Source organism: Streptomyces liliiviolaceus (assembly GCF_018070025.1).
Lineage (GTDB): Bacteria > Actinomycetota > Actinomycetes > Streptomycetales > Streptomycetaceae > Streptomyces > Streptomyces liliiviolaceus.
On record NZ_JAGPYQ010000001.1, the window covers coordinates 2934460 to 2951647 of the forward strand.

General features: G+C 70.9%; 12 protein-coding genes. 11 read left to right on the forward strand and 1 reads right to left on the reverse strand.

Translation table 11 applies throughout. The annotated features are described in order from the left end of the window. Window positions 1-164 precede the first annotated feature (164 nt). The 9 genes from leuS to holA all read left to right on the forward strand — a co-directional run bounded on the left by leuS (window position 165) and on the right by holA (window position 12239). Entirely contained in the window at window positions 165-3047 is a 2883-nt protein-coding gene (gene leuS / locus J8N05_RS12865; RefSeq protein WP_210882684.1) for a leucine--tRNA ligase, read from the forward strand. A gap of 178 nt (window positions 3048-3225) precedes the next feature. Further along, window positions 3226-4044, forward strand: a complete 819-nt coding sequence (locus J8N05_RS12870) for a hypothetical protein (protein ID WP_210882685.1) — start codon at window positions 3226-3228, stop codon at window positions 4042-4044. Window positions 4045-4116: 72 nt separating this feature from the next. Then, the gene (locus tag J8N05_RS12875; RefSeq protein WP_210882687.1) at window positions 4117-4962 is read left to right on the forward strand and encodes a DegV family protein; all 846 of its coding nucleotides are present in this window, start codon (window positions 4117-4119) and stop codon (window positions 4960-4962) included. 130 nt (window positions 4963-5092) lie between these two features. Continuing rightward, window positions 5093-6346, forward strand: a complete 1254-nt coding sequence (locus tag J8N05_RS12880; RefSeq protein ID WP_210882689.1) for a helix-hairpin-helix domain-containing protein — start codon at window positions 5093-5095, stop codon at window positions 6344-6346. After that, complete coding sequence (locus tag J8N05_RS12885; protein ID WP_210882691.1) at window positions 6343-8970, forward strand: ComEC/Rec2 family competence protein; 2628 nt, start codon at window positions 6343-6345, stop codon at window positions 8968-8970. The genes J8N05_RS12880 and J8N05_RS12885 overlap by 4 nt, the downstream gene beginning before the upstream one ends. A 4-nt stretch (window positions 8971-8974) precedes the next feature. After that, window positions 8975-9802 (forward strand): arylamine N-acetyltransferase family protein, encoded by an 828-nt coding sequence (locus J8N05_RS12890; protein WP_210882692.1) that lies wholly within the window; start codon window positions 8975-8977, stop codon window positions 9800-9802. A gap of 171 nt (window positions 9803-9973) precedes the next feature. After that, window positions 9974-10855, forward strand: a complete 882-nt coding sequence (locus J8N05_RS12895; RefSeq protein ID WP_210882694.1) for a YceI family protein — start codon at window positions 9974-9976, stop codon at window positions 10853-10855. A gap of 92 nt (window positions 10856-10947) precedes the next feature. Beyond that, window positions 10948-11193 (forward strand): hypothetical protein, encoded by a 246-nt coding sequence (locus J8N05_RS12900; RefSeq protein WP_210882696.1) that lies wholly within the window; start codon window positions 10948-10950, stop codon window positions 11191-11193. Between the two features lie 59 nt (window positions 11194-11252). After that, entirely contained in the window at window positions 11253-12239 is a 987-nt protein-coding gene (gene holA / locus J8N05_RS12905) for a DNA polymerase III subunit delta (RefSeq protein WP_210882697.1), read from the forward strand. A gap of 412 nt (window positions 12240-12651) precedes the next feature. Here holA and rpsT read toward each other — a convergent pair whose 3' ends face one another. After that, a complete protein-coding gene (rpsT, locus tag J8N05_RS12910) occupies window positions 12652-12918 on the reverse strand; it encodes a 30S ribosomal protein S20 (RefSeq protein ID WP_107016309.1) in 267 nt (88 codons plus the stop codon). A gap of 256 nt (window positions 12919-13174) precedes the next feature. Here rpsT and lepA point away from each other — a divergent pair, with 256 nt between their 5' ends. Further along, on the forward strand, window positions 13175-15043 hold the full coding sequence (gene lepA, locus J8N05_RS12915; protein WP_210882698.1) for a translation elongation factor 4: 1869 nt from the start codon (window positions 13175-13177) through the stop codon (window positions 15041-15043). 252 nt (window positions 15044-15295) lie between these two features. Next, a complete protein-coding gene (locus J8N05_RS12920) occupies window positions 15296-17182 on the forward strand; it encodes an AMP-dependent synthetase/ligase (protein WP_210882699.1) in 1887 nt (628 codons plus the stop codon). Window positions 17183-17188: the final 6 nt, after the last annotated feature.

A 17188-nucleotide genomic window follows, 5' to 3' on the forward strand; every position in this document is an offset into this window, starting at 1 on the left:
CCTGACGCCATGCGTGCCGTACGCCTTCTGCTTAGTGAGCCGCGCTGATCACACCCGGTCGTCGGAAAACCGCGACCGGCATCGGCGCGGCGCCCCCTCCTGTGCGAGGGGTTTTTTCATTTCCTGAGCCGCTGGCAGAGACGATCGATGGAGCTTTGAGGATCATGAGCGAGACGAACACCGCTGCCTCCGAGGTGGCAGCGCCGCACCGCTACACGGCCGCCATGGCCGAGCAGATCGAGGCACGCTGGCAGGACGTATGGGACGCCGAGAACACGTACGCGGCACCCAACCCCAAGGGTGATCTGGCCGGCGACCCCGAGCTGGCGGCCAGGCCCAAGAAGTTCATCATGGACATGTTCCCGTACCCCTCCGGTTCGGGCCTGCACGTCGGCCACCCGCTGGGCTACATCGCCACCGATGTCTACGCCCGCTACCAGCGCATGACCGGCCACAACGTCCTGCACACGCTGGGCTTCGACGCCTTCGGCCTGCCCGCCGAGCAGTACGCCGTGCAGACCGGCACGCACCCGCGGGTGTCCACCGAGGCCAACATGGCGAACATGAAGCTGCAGCTGCGCCGCCTGGGCCTGGGCCACGACAAGCGCCGCTCCTTCGCGACGATCGACCCGGACTACTACAAGTGGACCCAGTGGATCTTCCTGCAGATCTTCAACTCCTGGTACGACACCGAGGCCGGCGGGGCCCGTCCGATCGCCGAACTGGTGGCGAAGTTCGAGAGCGGTGAACGCGCGCTGCCCGGCGGACGTATCTGGAGTGAGCTGTCTCACGCGGAGCGTGCCGACGTCCTGGGCGACCACCGCCTGGCGTACGCCTCCGAGGCACCCGTCAACTGGTGTCCCGGCCTGGGCACCGTCCTGGCGAACGAGGAGGTGACCGCGGACGGCCGTTCCGAGCGCGGCAACTTCCCCGTCTTCAAGGCCAAGCTGCGTCAGTGGAACATGCGCATCACCGCGTACGCCGACCGGCTGCTGGACGACCTGGACGCGCTGGACTGGCCCGAGGCCATCAAGCTGCAGCAGCGCAACTGGATCGGCCGCTCCGAGGGCGCACGCGTCGACTTCCCCATCGACGGCGACGCCATCTCCGTCTTCACCACCCGCCCGGACACCCTGTTCGGCGCGACCTACATGGTGCTGGCCCCCGAGCACCCGCTGGTCGAGAAGTTCACCCCGGCCGCCTGGCCCGAGGGCACCCACGACGTCTGGACGGGCGGCCACGCCACCCCGTCCGAGGCCGTCGCCGCCTACCGCGCGCAGGCCGCCTCCAAGTCGGACGTCGAGCGGCAGGCCGAGGCCAAGGACAAGACGGGCGTCTTCACCGGCTCGTACGCGACCAACCCGGTCAACGGCGAGCAGGTCCCCGTCTTCATCGCCGACTACGTCCTGATGGGCTACGGCACCGGCGCGATCATGGCGGTCCCCGCGGGCGACCAGCGCGACTTCGAGTTCGCGCGAGCCTTCGAGCTGCCGATCGTCTGCGTGGTCGAGCCCACCGACGGCCGCGGCACCGACACGTCGACGTGGGAGGACGCCTTCGGCTCGTACGACGCGAAGATCATCAACTCCGCGAACGGCGACATCTCGCTGGACGGTCTGGGCGTCACCGAGGCCAAGGCGCGCATCACCGAGTGGCTGGAGGGCAAGGACGTCGGCCACGGGACCGTCAACTTCCGGCTGCGCGACTGGCTGTTCAGCCGCCAGCGCTACTGGGGCGAGCCCTTCCCGATCGTCTACGACGAGGACGGCATCGCCCACCCGCTGCCCGAGTCGATGCTGCCCCTGGAGCTGCCGGAGGTCGAGGACTACTCGCCGCGCACCTTCGACCCCGAGGACGCGAACACGTCCCCGGAGACCCCGCTGTCCCGCAACGAGGACTGGGTCAACGTCGAGCTGGACCTGGGCGACGGCCGCGGCACGCGCGCGTACCGCCGCGAGACCAACACCATGCCCAACTGGGCCGGTTCCTGCTGGTACGAGCTGCGCTACCTGGACCCGCACAACTCCGAGAAGCTGGTCGACCCGGAGGTCGAGCAGTACTGGATGGGCCCGCGCGAGGGCCAGCCGCACGGCGGCGTCGACCTGTACGTCGGCGGCGCCGAACACGCCGTGCTGCACCTGCTGTACGCGCGCTTCTGGTCCAAGGTGCTGTTCGACCTGGGGCACGTCTCCTCGGCGGAGCCGTTCCACAAGCTGTACAACCAGGGCATGATCCAGGCCTTCGTGTACCGCGACAGCCGTGGCATCGCCGTACCGGCCGCCGAGGTGGAGGAGCGCGACGGCGCCTACTACTACAAGGGCGAGAAGGTCTCCCGGCTGCTGGGCAAGATGGGCAAGTCCCTGAAGAACGCGGTCACTCCGGACGAGATCTGCGCCGAGTACGGGGCGGACACCCTGCGCCTGTACGAGATGGCGATGGGTCCCCTGGACGTGTCGCGGCCGTGGGACACGCGCGCGGTGGTGGGCCAGTTCAGGCTGCTGCAGCGGCTGTGGCGCAACGTGATCGACGAGACCACCGGTGACGTCACCGTCGTCGACGTCCCGGACGCCGACATCGACGCGGACACGCTGCGCGTACTGCACAAGGCGATCGACGGCGTGCGCCAGGACCTGGAGGGCCTGCGCTTCAACACCGCCATCGCCAAGGTCACCGAGCTGAACAACCACCTGACGAAGGCGGGCGGCCCCGTTCCGCGGACCGTGGCCGAGTCGCTGGTGCTGCTGGTCGCGCCGCTGGCCCCGCACGTCGCCGAGGAACTGTGGCGCAAGCTGGGCCACACCGACTCGGTCGTCCACCGGGACTTCCCGGTCGCCGACCCGGCGTACGCCGTCGACGAGAGCGTGACCTGCGTCGTGCAGATCAAGGGCAAGGTCAAGGCCCGCCTGGAGGTCTCCCCGTCGATCTCGGACGAGGAGCTGGAGAAGGTGGCGCTGGCCGACGACAAGGTGGTCGCGGCGCTGGACGGGGCGGGCATCCGCAAGGTGATCGTGCGGGCGCCGAAGCTGGTGAACATCGTTCCGGCGTAGGTGACGACCGGGCCGTCCCTGCCGGGGCGTGGCTCGGGGTCTTCCCCTACGGGCAGGTTGGGGGTTCCGTTGGAACCCTCGGCCTGCTTTTTCCGTTTACGGTGAAAGAGCCCACAAGTGCGTGGAAGAGCCCGCATGCACTGGACGCAGCACCCGAGCAGCATCCGAGAGGACCGTCATGGAAGCCGTGGTCGCCATCGTGGCGCTGATCTTCTTGCTGTTCGTGACACTGGGCATCTACGCAACGGTGAAGGTGGTCGGCGCCGCGAAGCGGGGCGTGGACCGCACCGTCGCACAGGCCCGCCGCACGGTGGAGGACTCCACGCTCAAGGCGAAGACCTTCGCCCAGCCGGGGTCCCTCGGTCAGCTCGCCCAGCTGCGTCTCTCCCTGCGCACCTCGATGCGCGCCACCCAGGACGCGCTGCAGGCGGGCGTGGGCGAGGACGAGTCCCTGAAGGAGTCGCTCGCGCTCTTCGACCGCCTCAGCGCGCACGGCCATGAACTGGACGGCGAGTTGAAGCGGCTGGAGCGCGAACCGGACAGGGCGCGCCTCGCCGAGCGGCTGCCCGGGCTGCGCGAGCGCACCGAGCAGATAACGAAATCGGCCGATGCACTGCGCTGGGCGGCGCGCGACCGCGCCCAGCGTTTCAACGGCGACGACCTGGAGTCGCTGAGCACGCAGATCGACATGGAGGCGGGCGCGCTACGGCACTGGACGACGGAACCGTCGCCCACGCGGACGACCGGTCCGGCGGCCGGTTCGTCCGGCGGTTCGTCGGCCGGTCCCTCGGCCGGCTCGTCGTCACGGCCGGCGACGGAGTCCTCGTCCGCGCCGCCGTGGCCGGAGGCGCCGAGCGCCGCCGCCGACCGGCAGACCTGGCCGGACAACGCCGAAGCGCGCAGGGCCGAGGAGCCCACCCAGGCCGCGATCGACGCACCCAGGCAGCGGGCCGCCTACCCTTGGGAGAAGAAGCCCCGCCCGGAGAGCACGACTTGATACCGCCGGTCCGGCAGCGGGCGGCAGGGGCCGGGCTGCCTTCCACGTCCACTGACAGGTAATCTCCAGCTCATGTCCCGCCATGTCGCGATCGTCACCGATTCAACGGCCTACCTGCCGCCGCGGACGATGGAGCGCCACGGCATCACCGCGGTGCCCCTGACCGTTGTCCTCGGCGACCAGGCACTCGAAGAGGGCACCGAGATCTCGGCCCGCTCGCTGGCCCTGGCCCTGCAGAAGCGGCGGTCCGTCACGACCTCCCGGCCCAGCCCCGAGGTCTTCGCCGAGACCTACCGCCGCGTCGCCGGGTCCGGCGCCACCGGCATCGTCTCGCTGCATCTGTCCTCCGAGTTCTCGGGCACGTACGACGCGGCGGTCCTCGCCGCACGCGAGGCGCCCGTGCCCGTGCGTGTGGTGGACACCGGGATGGTCGCCATGGCCCTCGGCTTCTGCGCACTGGCCGCCGCCGAGTCCGCGGAGGCGGGGGGCACGGTCGACGAAGCGGTCACGGCGGCGGAGAAACGGGCCGCGGGCACGTACGCGTACTTCTACGTCGACACCCTCGACTATCTCCGCCGGGGCGGCCGGATCGGGGCGGCGCAGGCGCTGCTCGGCTCCGCGCTGGCCGTCAAACCGCTCCTCGAACTGGACGGCGGGCGCATCGAGCTGCGGGAGAAGGTGCGCACCGCCACCAAGGCGATCGCCCGCCTGGAGGAGATCGTGGCCGACCGGGCAGGGAGCGCCCAGGTCGACATCGCCGTCCACCATCTCGCCGCCCCCGACCGCGCCTCGGCACTCGCGGAGCGACTGAGGGTACGGGTTCCCGGGCTGGCCGACCTGCATGTGAGCGAGGTCGGAGCGGTGATCGGGGCGCACACGGGGCCGGGGCTGCTGGGAGCGGTCGTCTCGCCTCGATGAGGGGCGGGCGGACGGCCCGGAGTGGCCGCGGCGCCCCTGCCGGGTGACGGAGTTATCCACAACCGGGCGGTAATCCCCGGGAATTGAGCAAGATCATCGGGGATGCGGCTTCCTGCCCGATTCTCGTCCCATGCCACTTCGATCAGCTCCACGGACCTCGACAGCCACCAGCGGACCGGGCCGAGGCCCGGCCTCCGACGTCCGCACGCGACACAGCCGCCGGCCCCACGGGGGAAGGTCCCGGCGCCGAGAGGCGTCGGCGGAGACGCTGCGCTTGCGTGCGGAGACACTCTTCGCGCCTGAACAGGGTCGGGTGCGCGGGGAGTTGCGGCACGGGCCCCCGGTGGAGCGGAGTGCCGGCGCCCTTGAGGGGCGCGGGGAACTGCGCGACGAGCCCCCACCGTCCGGCAGTCGGCATGACACGTCGTCGGGTGTGGGGTTGTGGCACGGGCCGCCGGAGGGGTGGAGCGGCGGCGCCTCTCAGGGGCGCGGGGAACTGCGCGATCAGCCCCCACCGGCCGGCAGTCGACATCACTCCCCGTCGGGTGCGGGGCGGAGCCCCGGGGCGGGAGCGCTCGGGGACGGCGACGGGGTCGCGGACGAGCCCCGGCCCGTTCCCGCTTGGCGGGCGCGGGCCGGGCTCGCCGTCCGGGAGCGGATGCCGCTGTGGCTCCAGTCCAGGTGCGGCCTGGAACGCAGGAGCGTGGCCGCCCTCGCCGTCGTGCTGGTCGTCGCCGCGGCCTTGGCCGCACAGCACTTCTGGTCGGGACGGACCCAGCCGGTACGGGCCCCGGAGATCGTACGGGCCGCGGTTCCGTACGGGGACGAGGCGAACGCGGCCGGCCAGCAGACGGCGGCCGGAACCTCCGCTGCCGCCCGGACGCCCGCGGGCGCGGTCCCGACCGCACTCGTGGTGGACGTCAGCGGCAAGGTGCGTGAGCCGGGAATCCATCGGCTGCCGGCCGGTTCCCGGGTCGCCGACGCGCTGAAAGCCGCGGGCGGGGTGCGTCCGGGCACGAACACCGAAGGCCTCAACCGCGCGCGGTTCCTGGTGGACGGTGAACAGGTGGTGGTCGGGGCGCCGACGGCGGTGGGGCCGGGAGCGCCAGGGGCGCCGGGAGTCGCGAGCAGCTCGGGAGGCTCGGCGGGTTCGGGTGTCGTGGGTCCCGGTGTGGCCGCCCCCGCCCCGGCCGCTCCGGTCGCCCTCAACACGGCCACCCTGGAACAACTGGATACGCTGCCCGGCGTCGGCCCCGTGCTGGCGCAGCACATCATCGACTACCGAGGCCGGCACGGCGGTTTCCGTTCGGTCGACGAACTCCGCGAGGTGAACGGAATCGGCGACCGCCGTTTCGCCGATCTGCGGAATCTCGTACGGCCATGAGGGGCCCGGACCCGACGAGCCGGCCGCCCGTGCACGCGGGCTCCGCCAGTCGGCTCGGTGCCGCGCACCCTCGGCAGGAGGGCCCGACGGATCTGCGGCTGGTCCCACCGGCACTGGCGGCATGGGCGACGGCGGCGGTGACGCCGGACGCACCCCCGGGGTGGGTCGCGGGTGTGGTCGCGCTCTGCGTGGCCGTCGTCGGACTGCTCCTGCTCGCGGGCCGCGACCGGGTACGGGGCGCGCGACCGCTTCGGCTGCTCCGGTCGTCCTGGTCGAGGACCTCCGTCGCGGCCGTGCTGCTCTGCGTCGCGGCCGCGGCCGCCTCGGGCGGCCTGCACGGCGCGGATCTGCGCAGGGGGCCGATCCCGGAGTCGGCGCGGCAGTACGACCGGGTGACCGCCGAGGTGGAGGTCACTTCGGACCCACGGCTCACCCGTCCCCGGATCAGGGGGAACCACGCCGCCCCGACCGCGATCCTGCTCGACGCGCAGGTCAGGCGCGTGGAGCGGCCGGACGGGACGGTGGCGCGGACGCGCACACCGGTGCTGCTGATCGTGGACGCCCGGCAGAGCCTGGGGCCTGGGCCGGAATCGAGCCCGAGGGCTGAGGCGGAGGCGGGGGCGGATGCAGGGGCGGTTCGTGAGCGGGTCGGCTCGCCCTGGCTCTCCCTCCTCCCCTCCACCCGGCTCAGGGTGACCGCGCAGGCCGCGCCCGCGCTCGGCGGCGGAGACCGGATCGCGGCGGTGCTACGGGTACGCGGCAGCGGCCCACCCACGGTGGTCGGGCAGCCGTCCGCCACGCAGCGGTTCGCCGGGGAACTGCGGGGCAGGCTGCGGGCGGCGACCGACGGGCTGGACCCGGACGCGCGGGCGCTGCTGCCGGGACTGGTGGTCGGGGACACCTCCCGGATCACACCGGAACTCGACGAGGCGTTCAGGGCGACCGATCTCACCCACATCCTCGCTCTCAGCGGCGCCAACTTCACGATCGTGCTCGCCCTGCTCATCGGGCCGCCGGGCCGGGCCCAGCGGATCGAGCGCCGGGGGCTGGCGCCCCGGCTCGGTCTGCCGTTGCGGGCGACCGCTCTGTGCGGGGGTGCGCTCACGCTCGGCTTCGTGATCGTGTGCCGGCCGGACCCGAGCGTGCTGCGGGCCGCCGCCTGCGGATCGATCGCGCTGCTGGCCATCGCCACCGGGCGCCGCAGATCCCTGATTCCGGCCCTGGCCACGGCGGTGCTCGTGCTGGTGCTGTACGACCCGTGGCTGGCCCGGAGCTACGGCTTCCTGCTCTCCGTGCTCGCCACCGGCGCACTGCTCACGCTGGCCCCGCGGTGGAGTGCGGGGCTCCGCGGGCGTGGGGTGCCGCCGAGGCCGGCCGAGGCGTTGGCGGCCGCGGCCGCCGCGCAGGCGGTGTGTGCGCCGGTCGTCGCCGTCCTCTCGGCGCGGGTCAGTCTGGTGGCGGTGCCGTGCAACCTGCTCGTGGAGTTCGCGGTCGCGCCCGCCACGGTGCTGGGCTTCGCCACGCTGATCACGGCTCCCTGGGCGATGCCGGTCGCGAAGGTGCTGGCGTGGTGCGCGAGTTGGCCCGCCGGATGGATCGCGGACATCGCCCGCGCGGGTGCGGCCCTGCCGGGCGCAGGCATGGACTGGCCGGGAAGCTGGACGGGGGCACTGCTGCTCGCCGGCGCGATCGCCGCCCTCGTGTGCGTCGGGCGCAGACTGCTGCGGCATCCCTGGCTGAGCGGTACCTGCGGAGTGCTGCTCCTGCTCGTGACGGTGCAGCCGCCGCCTCTCACCCGGGTGATCACCGGGTGGCCGCCGCCGGACTGGCGGTTCGCGATGTGCGATGTGGGCCAGGGCGACGCGACGGTGCTCGCGGCGGGCGACGGCAGTGGGGTGGTGGTGGACGCGGGACCCGACCCGATACTCGTCGACCGGTGTCTGAGGGCGCTCGGCATCACCCGGGTCCCCCTCGTCGTGCTGACCCACTTCCACGCGGACCATGTGGCGGGGCTGCCGGGTGTGCTGCGCGGGCGTTCGGTGGGCGCGATCGAGACGACGGGCCTGGAGGAGCCCCTGGACCAGGCCGACTTCGTGCGCCGGCAGGCCGCGGTCCGGCACATCCCGGTGAGACGGGCGGTGGCGGGCGAGCGGCGTCGTACGGGCGGGCTCGACTGGCAGGTGCTGTGGCCGCCGCCGAGCCCCGCACCGGGAGCCGGGCCGGTGCCGGTGCCGCAGCCGGAGGAGCCGGAGCCGGAGGGGCCGAACGACGCGAGCGTCACCCTGCTCGTCCGGTCGGCCGGGCTGACGATGCTGATGCTCGGAGATCTCGAACCACCCGCTCAGCGGGCCCTGTTGAGATCACCGGCCGGGACCGGTCTGAAAGCGGTGGATGTCCTCAAGGTCGCCCATCATGGTTCGGCCTACCAGGACCCGGATCTCATACGACGGGCCGCGCCACGCCTCGCGCTCATCTCGTGCGGCGCCGACAACCCCTACGGACATCCGGCACCGAGCACGACGGCGGCACTGGAGGCAGGGGGCGCGCAGGTCCTGCGCACCGATGTGGACGGGGCGGTAACCGTGGGAGGAGGAGACGACCACCTGCTGATCACGCGAGACTGAGGGTATGAAACCCGCACAGGTCGATGCGTACCTCCGCCGGATCGGTGTCACCCACCCCGCCTGGCCCACCGGCGACGTCCTCCGTGAACTGCAGTTGCGACATCTGCTGACCGTGCCGTTCGAGAACCTGTCGATCCATCTCGGTGAGGCGATCGTCCTGGAGGAGAAACCGCTCCTGGACAAGCTGGTGGGCGCCCGCAGGGGTGGCTTCTGCTACGAACTGAACGGGGCGTTCGGCGCGCTGCTCAAGGCGCTGGGCTTCGATGTGACGCTGCTCGCGGGACGGGTCTACGGGGAGGGGGAGCGGCTCGGCATTCCGTACGACCATCTCGCGTTGCGGGTGCGGACGGTGGACGGGGGCGACTGGCTGGCCGACGTCGGGTTCGGGGCACACAGCCACTACCCGCTGGCCTTCGGGGAGCGGGGGGAGCAGAAGGATCCGGCGGGCGCGTTCCGGGTGATCGTGGCCGGGGCGGACCCGGCCGGGGTGCGGGGCAGTGCCGGGGAGTTCGGCGATCTGGAGGTGGTGCGGGACGGCAGGTCCCAGTACCGGCTGGAGACGCGGCCGCGGGTGCTCGGGGACTTCGTGGCCGGGGCCTGGTGGCACAGCACCTCGCCGCTGTCGCACTTCGCCCGGTCACCGGTCTGCTCGCGGGTCACGGAGGACGGCGGGCGGGTCACGCTCAGCGGGCGCACGCTCACGGTCACGGACCCCGACGGCGGGAGGACGACGGAGGATCTGGTCTCGGACGAGGAGGTGCTGGAGGCGTACAGGAAGCGGTTCGGGATCGTGCTGGAGCGCGTCCCGGTCGTCCGGGAAAGCGGCGACTGAGGGAAAACAGAAACGGAACGGCCAATTCGGGCTACTCGTGCGTAGTACCAGCACATGCGCTGGTTCCCTGCGATGTGGTGGTCTGTTGCCTCGAAAGTCGCATCGGTGGTCGAATACCTCTCCGACAACAAGTGTTTTCACAGCGTGTGTTGACGCGAGGGTGGGTCGCAGATGGTCGGCAGCTGGCTGGGGAACCGTACGAACCGGGCGCAGGCGGGCCCTCCGCTCGCCTCGGTGCCGTTGCCGGAGGGCGCCGGCGTGCTCGGCTGCCGGGTGCTGGATCCGGTGAACCAGCCGGTGCCGGACGCGGAGTTCCTGGTCACGGATGCCGCGGGACGCAGAGTGGTCGGCGGGCAGTTGGATCCGTTCGGGTCCTTCCTGGTGACGGTCCCGGCCGGTGAGTACCGCCTCGCGGTGTCGGCCGAGGGGCACGCCCCGTACCGGGCGAATGTCACGGTGCCGGCGAACGAGGTGGCCGCGCTCGGCGACGTGACACTGAACGCCGCGCAGCCACCGCCGTTACCGGCGCCGGGGGACTGGGAGATCGAGCCCACCCACTCCTCGATCGGCTTCACGGCCCGGCACATCGGGATGGCTCGGGTGCGGGGGAGGTTCAACACCTTCGCGGGGATCGTGCGGGTGGCCGACAACGTCGAGCAGTCGGCGATGCACGTGGTGATCGACGCGGGGTCGATCGACACCAACGTCAGGACGCGGGACGGACATCTGAAGTCGGCGGACTTCCTGGACGTGGACCGGTTTCCGACGGTGGAGTTCTACAGCGACCGGTTCACGCACCGGGGCGGCAGCCGGTGGGGGGTCACCGGGGCGCTGTCGCTGCACGGGGTGACGCGGACGGTCACGCTCGACACGGAGTATCTGGGGGTGGGCAACGGCACGGAGGGCGAGGTGCGGGCGGCCTGCCGGGCCACCGCCGAGCTGCGGCGCGACGACTTCACGATGAGCTGGCAGTCGATGCTCGCGCGGGGCATCGCCATGGTCGGTACGAGCATCACGGTCGACCTGGACATCCAGATCGTCCCCAAGGGCTGAGCCGGGACCCGCGGCGGGGCCTTCGACCGCCGGTCGCCGGCTACCGGGTGCCCCCGGTGCGAGGCGCTGCGCCGGTGCCGGAAAATGGCCGGGTGAGCGACGTGAGACATGTACTGGTGCTGCCCGACCGCGATGCCGCGCAGGAGGCGGCGGAGGCGCTCGGTGAGCAGTTCGCGCTGGACGAGGAGCCCCAGCTCGTACGGGACGCCCTGGCCGGTGAGGACGATGCCGAGGACGCGCAGTGGCTGCTCGTGCTGCGTGACGAGAGCGGACGGCTGGACGCGCGGGAGCTGGACGAGTTCGTGAGGGAGTGGGACGGCTGGCGCGAGGAGCCGTAGCCGTGGGGGAGTCGTAGCTGCGGGCCCGTTGTCGGTGGTGCGTGGGATGCTTGGCCGCGATGGCCAGGAACTCTGCACAAGACAATCCGCTCGCTCCCGTCACGATCGCCGTGGGGCAGGAGGACCTCCTCCTCGACCGTGCCGTGCAGGAGGTGGTGGCCGCCGCGCGCGCCGCCGACGCGGACACCGACGTACGGGACCTCACGTCGGACCAGTTGCAGCCGGGCACGCTCGCCGAGCTGACGAGCCCGTCGCTCTTCGCCGAGCGCAAGGTCGTCGTGGTGCGGAACGCGCAGGATCTGTCGGCGGACACGATCAAGGACGTGAAGGCGTACCTGGGCGCTCCGGCCGAGGAGATCACGCTCGTGCTGCTGCACGCGGGCGGTGCCAAGGGCAAGGGGCTGCTCGACGCGGCGCGCAAGGCGGGGGCGCGGGAGATCGCGTGCCCCAAGATGACGAAGCCGGCGGACCGGCTGTCGTTCGTGCGCGCGGAGTTCCGGGCGCTGGGGCGGTCGGCCACGCCCGAGGCGTGCCAGGCGCTCGTCGACTCGATCGGCAGCGATCTGCGGGAGCTGGCCTCCGCGACGACCCAGCTGGTCGCGGATGTCGAGGGGACGATCGACGAGGCCGTCGTCGGGCGGTACTACACCGGCCGGGCGGAGGCCTCCAGCTTCACGGTGGCGGACCGGGCGGTCGAGGGGCGGGCGGCGGAGGCGCTGGAGGCGCTGCGGTGGTCGTTGTCGACCGGGGTCGCGCCCGTGCTGATCACCAGCGCGCTGGCGCAGGGGGTGCGGGCGATCGGGAAGCTCTCCTCCGCGCGGGGTGGGCGGCCGGCCGATCTGGCGCGGGAGCTGGGGATGCCGCCGTGGAAGATCGACCGGGTTCGGCAGCAGATGCGGGGGTGGACGCCGGACGGGGTCGCTGTCGCGTTGCTGGCGGTTGCGGAGGCGGATGCGGGGGTGAAGGGGGGTGGGGATGATCCTGAGTACGCCTTGGAGAAGGCGGTCGTCACGATCGCCCGGGCGGCGCGGATGCGGCGGGGTTAGCGGTTGGCTGTCGCCTGGGGATTCTCGCCCCCGCCGCCCCTACCCGTCCCGTCACTGACTCGGGGGCAAGCCCCCGAACCCCCGTCGGCCGGAATCTATGGCTGCGGGCCCGGTGGGGGCCGGTCGCGCAGTTCCCCGCGCCCCTGAAAGACGGGGCTGCGCCCCTGCCTTTCGTCTTTGGGGCCACGACGGCGCCGGACGGGCTGAAAACACGAGCCCCGGCCCGCCCTGGAAGGGCGAGGCCGGGGCCCGGTTCACGCTGAGGACTCGTACCCGCGTGGCGAACGCAGTCGCGTACGAGTCGGGGTGCCGGTCGGGAGCGGATGAGAGAGGGCCCGCTCAGGTCCTTCCGGCGTTCGAATCACTTCGAATCAAGTGAGTGCTGGGCCGTGGCCCGGTACTCGGCAGAGGTTCAGCCCTTGAGGGAGGCGACCTTCGAAGCAAGCGCCGACTTCTTGTTGGCGGCCTGGTTCTTGTGGATGACGCCCTTGGAGACGGCCTTGTCCAGCTTGCGCGAGGCTTCGCGCTGCGCGGCCGTGGCCTTCTCGACGTCACCCGCGGCAGCGGCCTCGCGGGCCTTGCGGATCGCGGTCTTCAGCGAAGACTTGACGGCCTTGTTGCGCAGCCGGGCCTTCTCGTTGGTCTTGATCCGCTTGATCTGGGACTTGATGTTCGCCACGAATGAGCCTTCTCAGGTTCAGGCGCACGAGACGGGGCGTCTCACGACGGTGAGTCTCATGCGCCGGTGATTTCTCTTCTGAATTTCCTGCGTTTCCTGCGTGTCCCCTGCAGAGAGGGCAGGAGACACAGCTGCCCAGATTAGCAGTCGCCCCGCTGACGGCCCAAACCGGTCGCACCTCGCCGCCCGTGGGACCATGGAGCCTACGTATCGATCCGACCCGAGGCGACAGGCGCCTCAAGAGACAGGACCCTGCGTGCCCGCGATCCCTAACAATGTGCCCGAGCCGAGCCGTACCGCCCCGGCTCAGATCCGCAATTTCTGCATCATCGCGCACATCGACCACGGCAAGTCCACGCTCGCCGACCGGATGCTCCAGCTGACCGGGGTGGTCGACCAGCGGCAGATGCGTGCTCAGTACCTCGACCGCATGGACATCGAGCGCGAGCGCGGCATCACCATCAAGTCCCAGGCGGTGCGGCTGCCCTGGGCACCGACCGAGGATCCGGGCAACACCCACATCCTCAACATGATCGACACCCCCGGGCACGTCGACTTCACGTACGAGGTCTCGCGGTCGCTCGCGGCCTGTGAGGGCACCATCCTCCTCGTGGACGCGGCCCAGGGCATCGAGGCCCAGACCCTCGCCAACCTCTACCTGGCGATGGAGAACGACCTCACCATCGTCCCGGTGCTGAACAAGATCGACCTGCCGGCCGCCCAGCCCGAGAAGTTCTCCGAGGAGCTGGCGAATCTCATCGGCTGCCAGCCGGAGGACGTGCTCAAGGTCTCGGCGAAGACCGGCGTCGGCGTGGACGCGCTCCTGGACCGGGTGGTCCGGGACGTGCCCGCCCCGGTCGGTGTCGCGGACGCGCCCGCCCGCGCGATGATCTTCGACTCGGTCTACGACTCGTACCGCGGTGTGGTCACCTACGTCCGTGTCATCGACGGCCAGCTCAACAAGCGCGAGCGCATCAGGATGATGTCGACCGGCGCCACGCACGAGCTGCTGGAGATCGGTGTCTCGTCGCCCGAGATGACCCCGGCCGACGGCATCGGCGTCGGCGAGGTGGGCTACATCATCACCGGCGTGAAGGACGTCCGTCAGTCCAAGGTCGGTGACACGATCACCAGCAAGGAGAAGGGCGCCACCGAGGCCCTCGGCGGGTACAAGGACCCGAAGCCGATGGTCTTCTCCGGGCTGTATCCGCTGGACGGGTCCGACTACCCCGACCTGCGCGAGGCGCTGGACAAGCTCCAGCTCAACGACGCGGCCCTGGTCTACGAGCCGGAGACCTCCGCGGCGCTGGGGTTCGGTTTCCGTGTCGGTTTTCTGGGTCTGCTGCACCTCGACGTCATCCGTGAGCGCCTGGAGCGCGAGTTCAACCTCGAACTCATCGCCACCGCGCCCAACGTGGTCTACCGCGTGATCATGGAGGACGGGAAGGAGCACACGGTCACCAACCCGAGCGAGTTCCCCGAGGGCAAGATCGACAAGGTCTTCGAGCCGGTCGTCCGGGCCACGATCCTCGCGCCCAGCGAGTTCATCGGTTCGATCATGGAGCTGTGCCAGACCCGCCGCGGCACCCTCCTCGGGATGGACTACCTCTCCGAGGACCGCGTCGAGATCCGCTACACGCTGCCCCTCGCCGAGATCGTCTTCGACTTCTTCGACAACCTGAAGTCCAAGACCCGCGGCTACGCCTCCCTGGACTACGAGCCCACCGGCGAGCAGGACGCCTCGCTGGTGAAGGTCGACATCCTGCTCCACGGCGACCGCGTCGACGCCTTCTCGGCCGTCACGCACAAGGACGCGGCGTACGCGTACGGCGTGCGGCTCGTCGCCAAGCTGCGCGAGCTGATCCCGCGCCAGGCCTTCGAGATCCCCATCCAGGCGGCCATCGGCTCCCGGGTCATCGCCCGCGAGACCATCCGCGCCATCCGCAAGGACGTCCTCGCCAAGTGCTACGGCGGTGACATCTCCCGTAAGCGGAAGCTCCTTGAGAAGCAGAAGGAGGGCAAGAAGCGGATGAAGATGGTGGGCTCTGTGGAGGTTCCGCAAGAGGCCTTCATCGCCGTGCTGTCCAGCGACGAGAACGCCGGCAGCGGCAAGGGCAAGAAGTAGCCGCCAGCAACCATCGGGCCAGGCCCGAAATCATGGGCCCGTCGTGCTGTCGCGCGGCGGGCCCGTGCTGTTCGCGGACTGCCTCATTCCGCCCGTCGTCCGTAGGAAGTGACAGGCCGCCGCCTCTTACGCACCGGGCGGACGGGCTTTACTCTGATCACCACTCGACGTTACTCGCGAGTTAAACAACGACCGCTACTGAGCTAACCGCTACGAGCCAGTCACGCACTGTCGCGGGCCCCGGAGGATGTCGTGAGCGACACACAGACCCTGATCGAGAACCGTCCGCCGTCCGTGGCGGCCCTCTTCCTGGAGCGCGTGGCGGCCACGCCGGACGCCGAGGCGTACCGCTACCCGGTACCGGCGGCCTCGGGCGAGGGGCCGGACGAGTGGAGGTCGCTGAGCTGGGCGCAGGCGGCCGAGCGGGTCTACGCGATCGCGGCCGGCCTGATCGAACTGGGCGTGCGGCCGGAGCAGCGCGTCGCGCTCGCCTCCTCCACCCGCGTCGAGTGGATCCTCGTCGACCTCGGCATCATGTGCGCCGGCGCGGCGACGACGACCGTGTACCCGTCGACCAAGTCCGACGAGTCGGCGTTCATCCTCGCCGACTCCGAGAGCAGGGTGCTGGTCGCGGAGGACGCCGAGCAGCTCGCCAAGGCGCGTGAGAAGCGCGCCGAGCTGCCCGAGCTCGGCCATGTCGTCGTGATCGACTCCGCGGGCGTCGAATCGGCCGCCGACGAGGGCGACTGGGTGATCGGCCTCGCCGAGCTGGAGAAGCGCGGTGCCGCGTACCTGGAGAAGAACCCCGACCTGATCAAGGAGAAGGTCGGGGCGATCACCAAGGACAAGCTCGCCACCCTCATCTACACCTCCGGCACCACCGGCCGCCCCAAGGGCGTACGGCTGCCGCACGACAACTGGTCGTACATGGCGAAGGCCATCGCCGCGACCGGCCTCGTCGGCAAGGACGACGTCCAGTACCTGTGGCTGCCGCTCGCCCACGTCTTCGGCAAGGTGCTCACGTCCGGCCAGATCGAGGTCGGGCACGTCACCGCCGTCGACGGCCGCGTGGACAAGATCATCGAGAATCTGCCGGTCGTGCAACCGACGTACATGGCCGCCGTGCCGCGGATCTTCGAGAAGGTCTACAACGGGGTCGCGGCCAAGGCGCGGGCCGGCGGCGGCGCCAAGTACAAGATCTTCCAGTGGGCGGCCGAGGTCTCCCGCGCGTACGCGAAGGCCACCCAGGACAACTTTCGCCGTACCGGTGTCGCCTCCGCGCCCTTCGCCCTGTCGGCCAAGCACAAGGTCGCCGACACGCTCGTCTTCGCCAAGATCCGCGAGGCCTTCGGCGGCAACCTCCGCGCCTGCGTCTCCGGCAGCGCCGCCCTCGCCCCCGACATCGGCTACTTCTTCGCGGGCGCCGGCATCCACATCCTGGAGGGGTACGGACTCACGGAGTCGTCCGCGGCCTCCTTCGTGAACCCCGGTGAGGCGTACCGCACGGGCACGGTCGGCAAGCCGCTGCCCGGCACCGAGGTGCGCATCGCGGACGACGGCGAGATCCTGCTGCGCGGCCCCGGCATCATGGAGGGCTACCAGGGGCTGCCCGACAAGACCGCCGAGGTCCTGGAGTCCGACGGCTGGTTCCACACCGGTGACATCGGCGAGCTGTCCCCGGACGGCTATCTGCGCATCACCGACCGCAAGAAGGACCTCATCAAGACGTCCGGCGGCAAGTACATCGCGCCCGCCGAGGTCGAAGGGCAGTTCAAGGCCGTCTGCCCGTACGTCTCCAACATCCTCGTGCACGGCGCCGACCGGAACTTCTGCACCGCGCTCATCGCCCTCGACGAGCCGTCGATCCTCGCCTGGGCCGCGGACAACGGCCTGGGCGGCAAGTCGTACGCCGAGGTGGTCGCCGCGCCCGCGACGGTCGAGCTGATCGACGGATCCGTCAGGACGCTCAACGAGGGCCTCCAGCGCTGGCAGACCATCAAGAAGTTCAAGCTCCTGCCGCGCGACCTCGACATCGAGCACGGCGAACTGACCCCGAGCCTCAAGCTGAAGCGCCCGGTCGTCGAGCGCGAGTACAAGCACCTGATCGATGAGATGTACGCGGGTACGCGCGAGGCGTAGTCGCCC

What these genes read in the sequence shown, in the direction of transcription:
- leuS (WP_210882684.1), top strand. Translation starts at nt 165, where the DNA reads ATGAGCGAGACGAACACCGCTGCCTCCGAGGTGGCAGCGCCGCACCGC.
- J8N05_RS12870 (WP_210882685.1), top strand. Translation starts at nt 3,226, where the DNA reads ATGGAAGCCGTGGTCGCCATCGTGGCGCTGATCTTCTTGCTGTTCGTG.
- J8N05_RS12875 (WP_210882687.1), top strand. Translation starts at nt 4,117, where the DNA reads ATGTCCCGCCATGTCGCGATCGTCACCGATTCAACGGCCTACCTGCCG.
- J8N05_RS12880 (WP_210882689.1), top strand. Translation starts at nt 5,093, where the DNA reads ATGCCACTTCGATCAGCTCCACGGACCTCGACAGCCACCAGCGGACCG.
- J8N05_RS12885 (WP_210882691.1), top strand. Translation starts at nt 6,343, where the DNA reads ATGAGGGGCCCGGACCCGACGAGCCGGCCGCCCGTGCACGCGGGCTCC.
- J8N05_RS12890 (WP_210882692.1), top strand. Translation starts at nt 8,975, where the DNA reads ATGAAACCCGCACAGGTCGATGCGTACCTCCGCCGGATCGGTGTCACC.
- J8N05_RS12895 (WP_210882694.1), top strand. Translation starts at nt 9,974, where the DNA reads ATGGTCGGCAGCTGGCTGGGGAACCGTACGAACCGGGCGCAGGCGGGC.
- holA (WP_210882697.1), top strand. Translation starts at nt 11,253, where the DNA reads ATGGCCAGGAACTCTGCACAAGACAATCCGCTCGCTCCCGTCACGATC.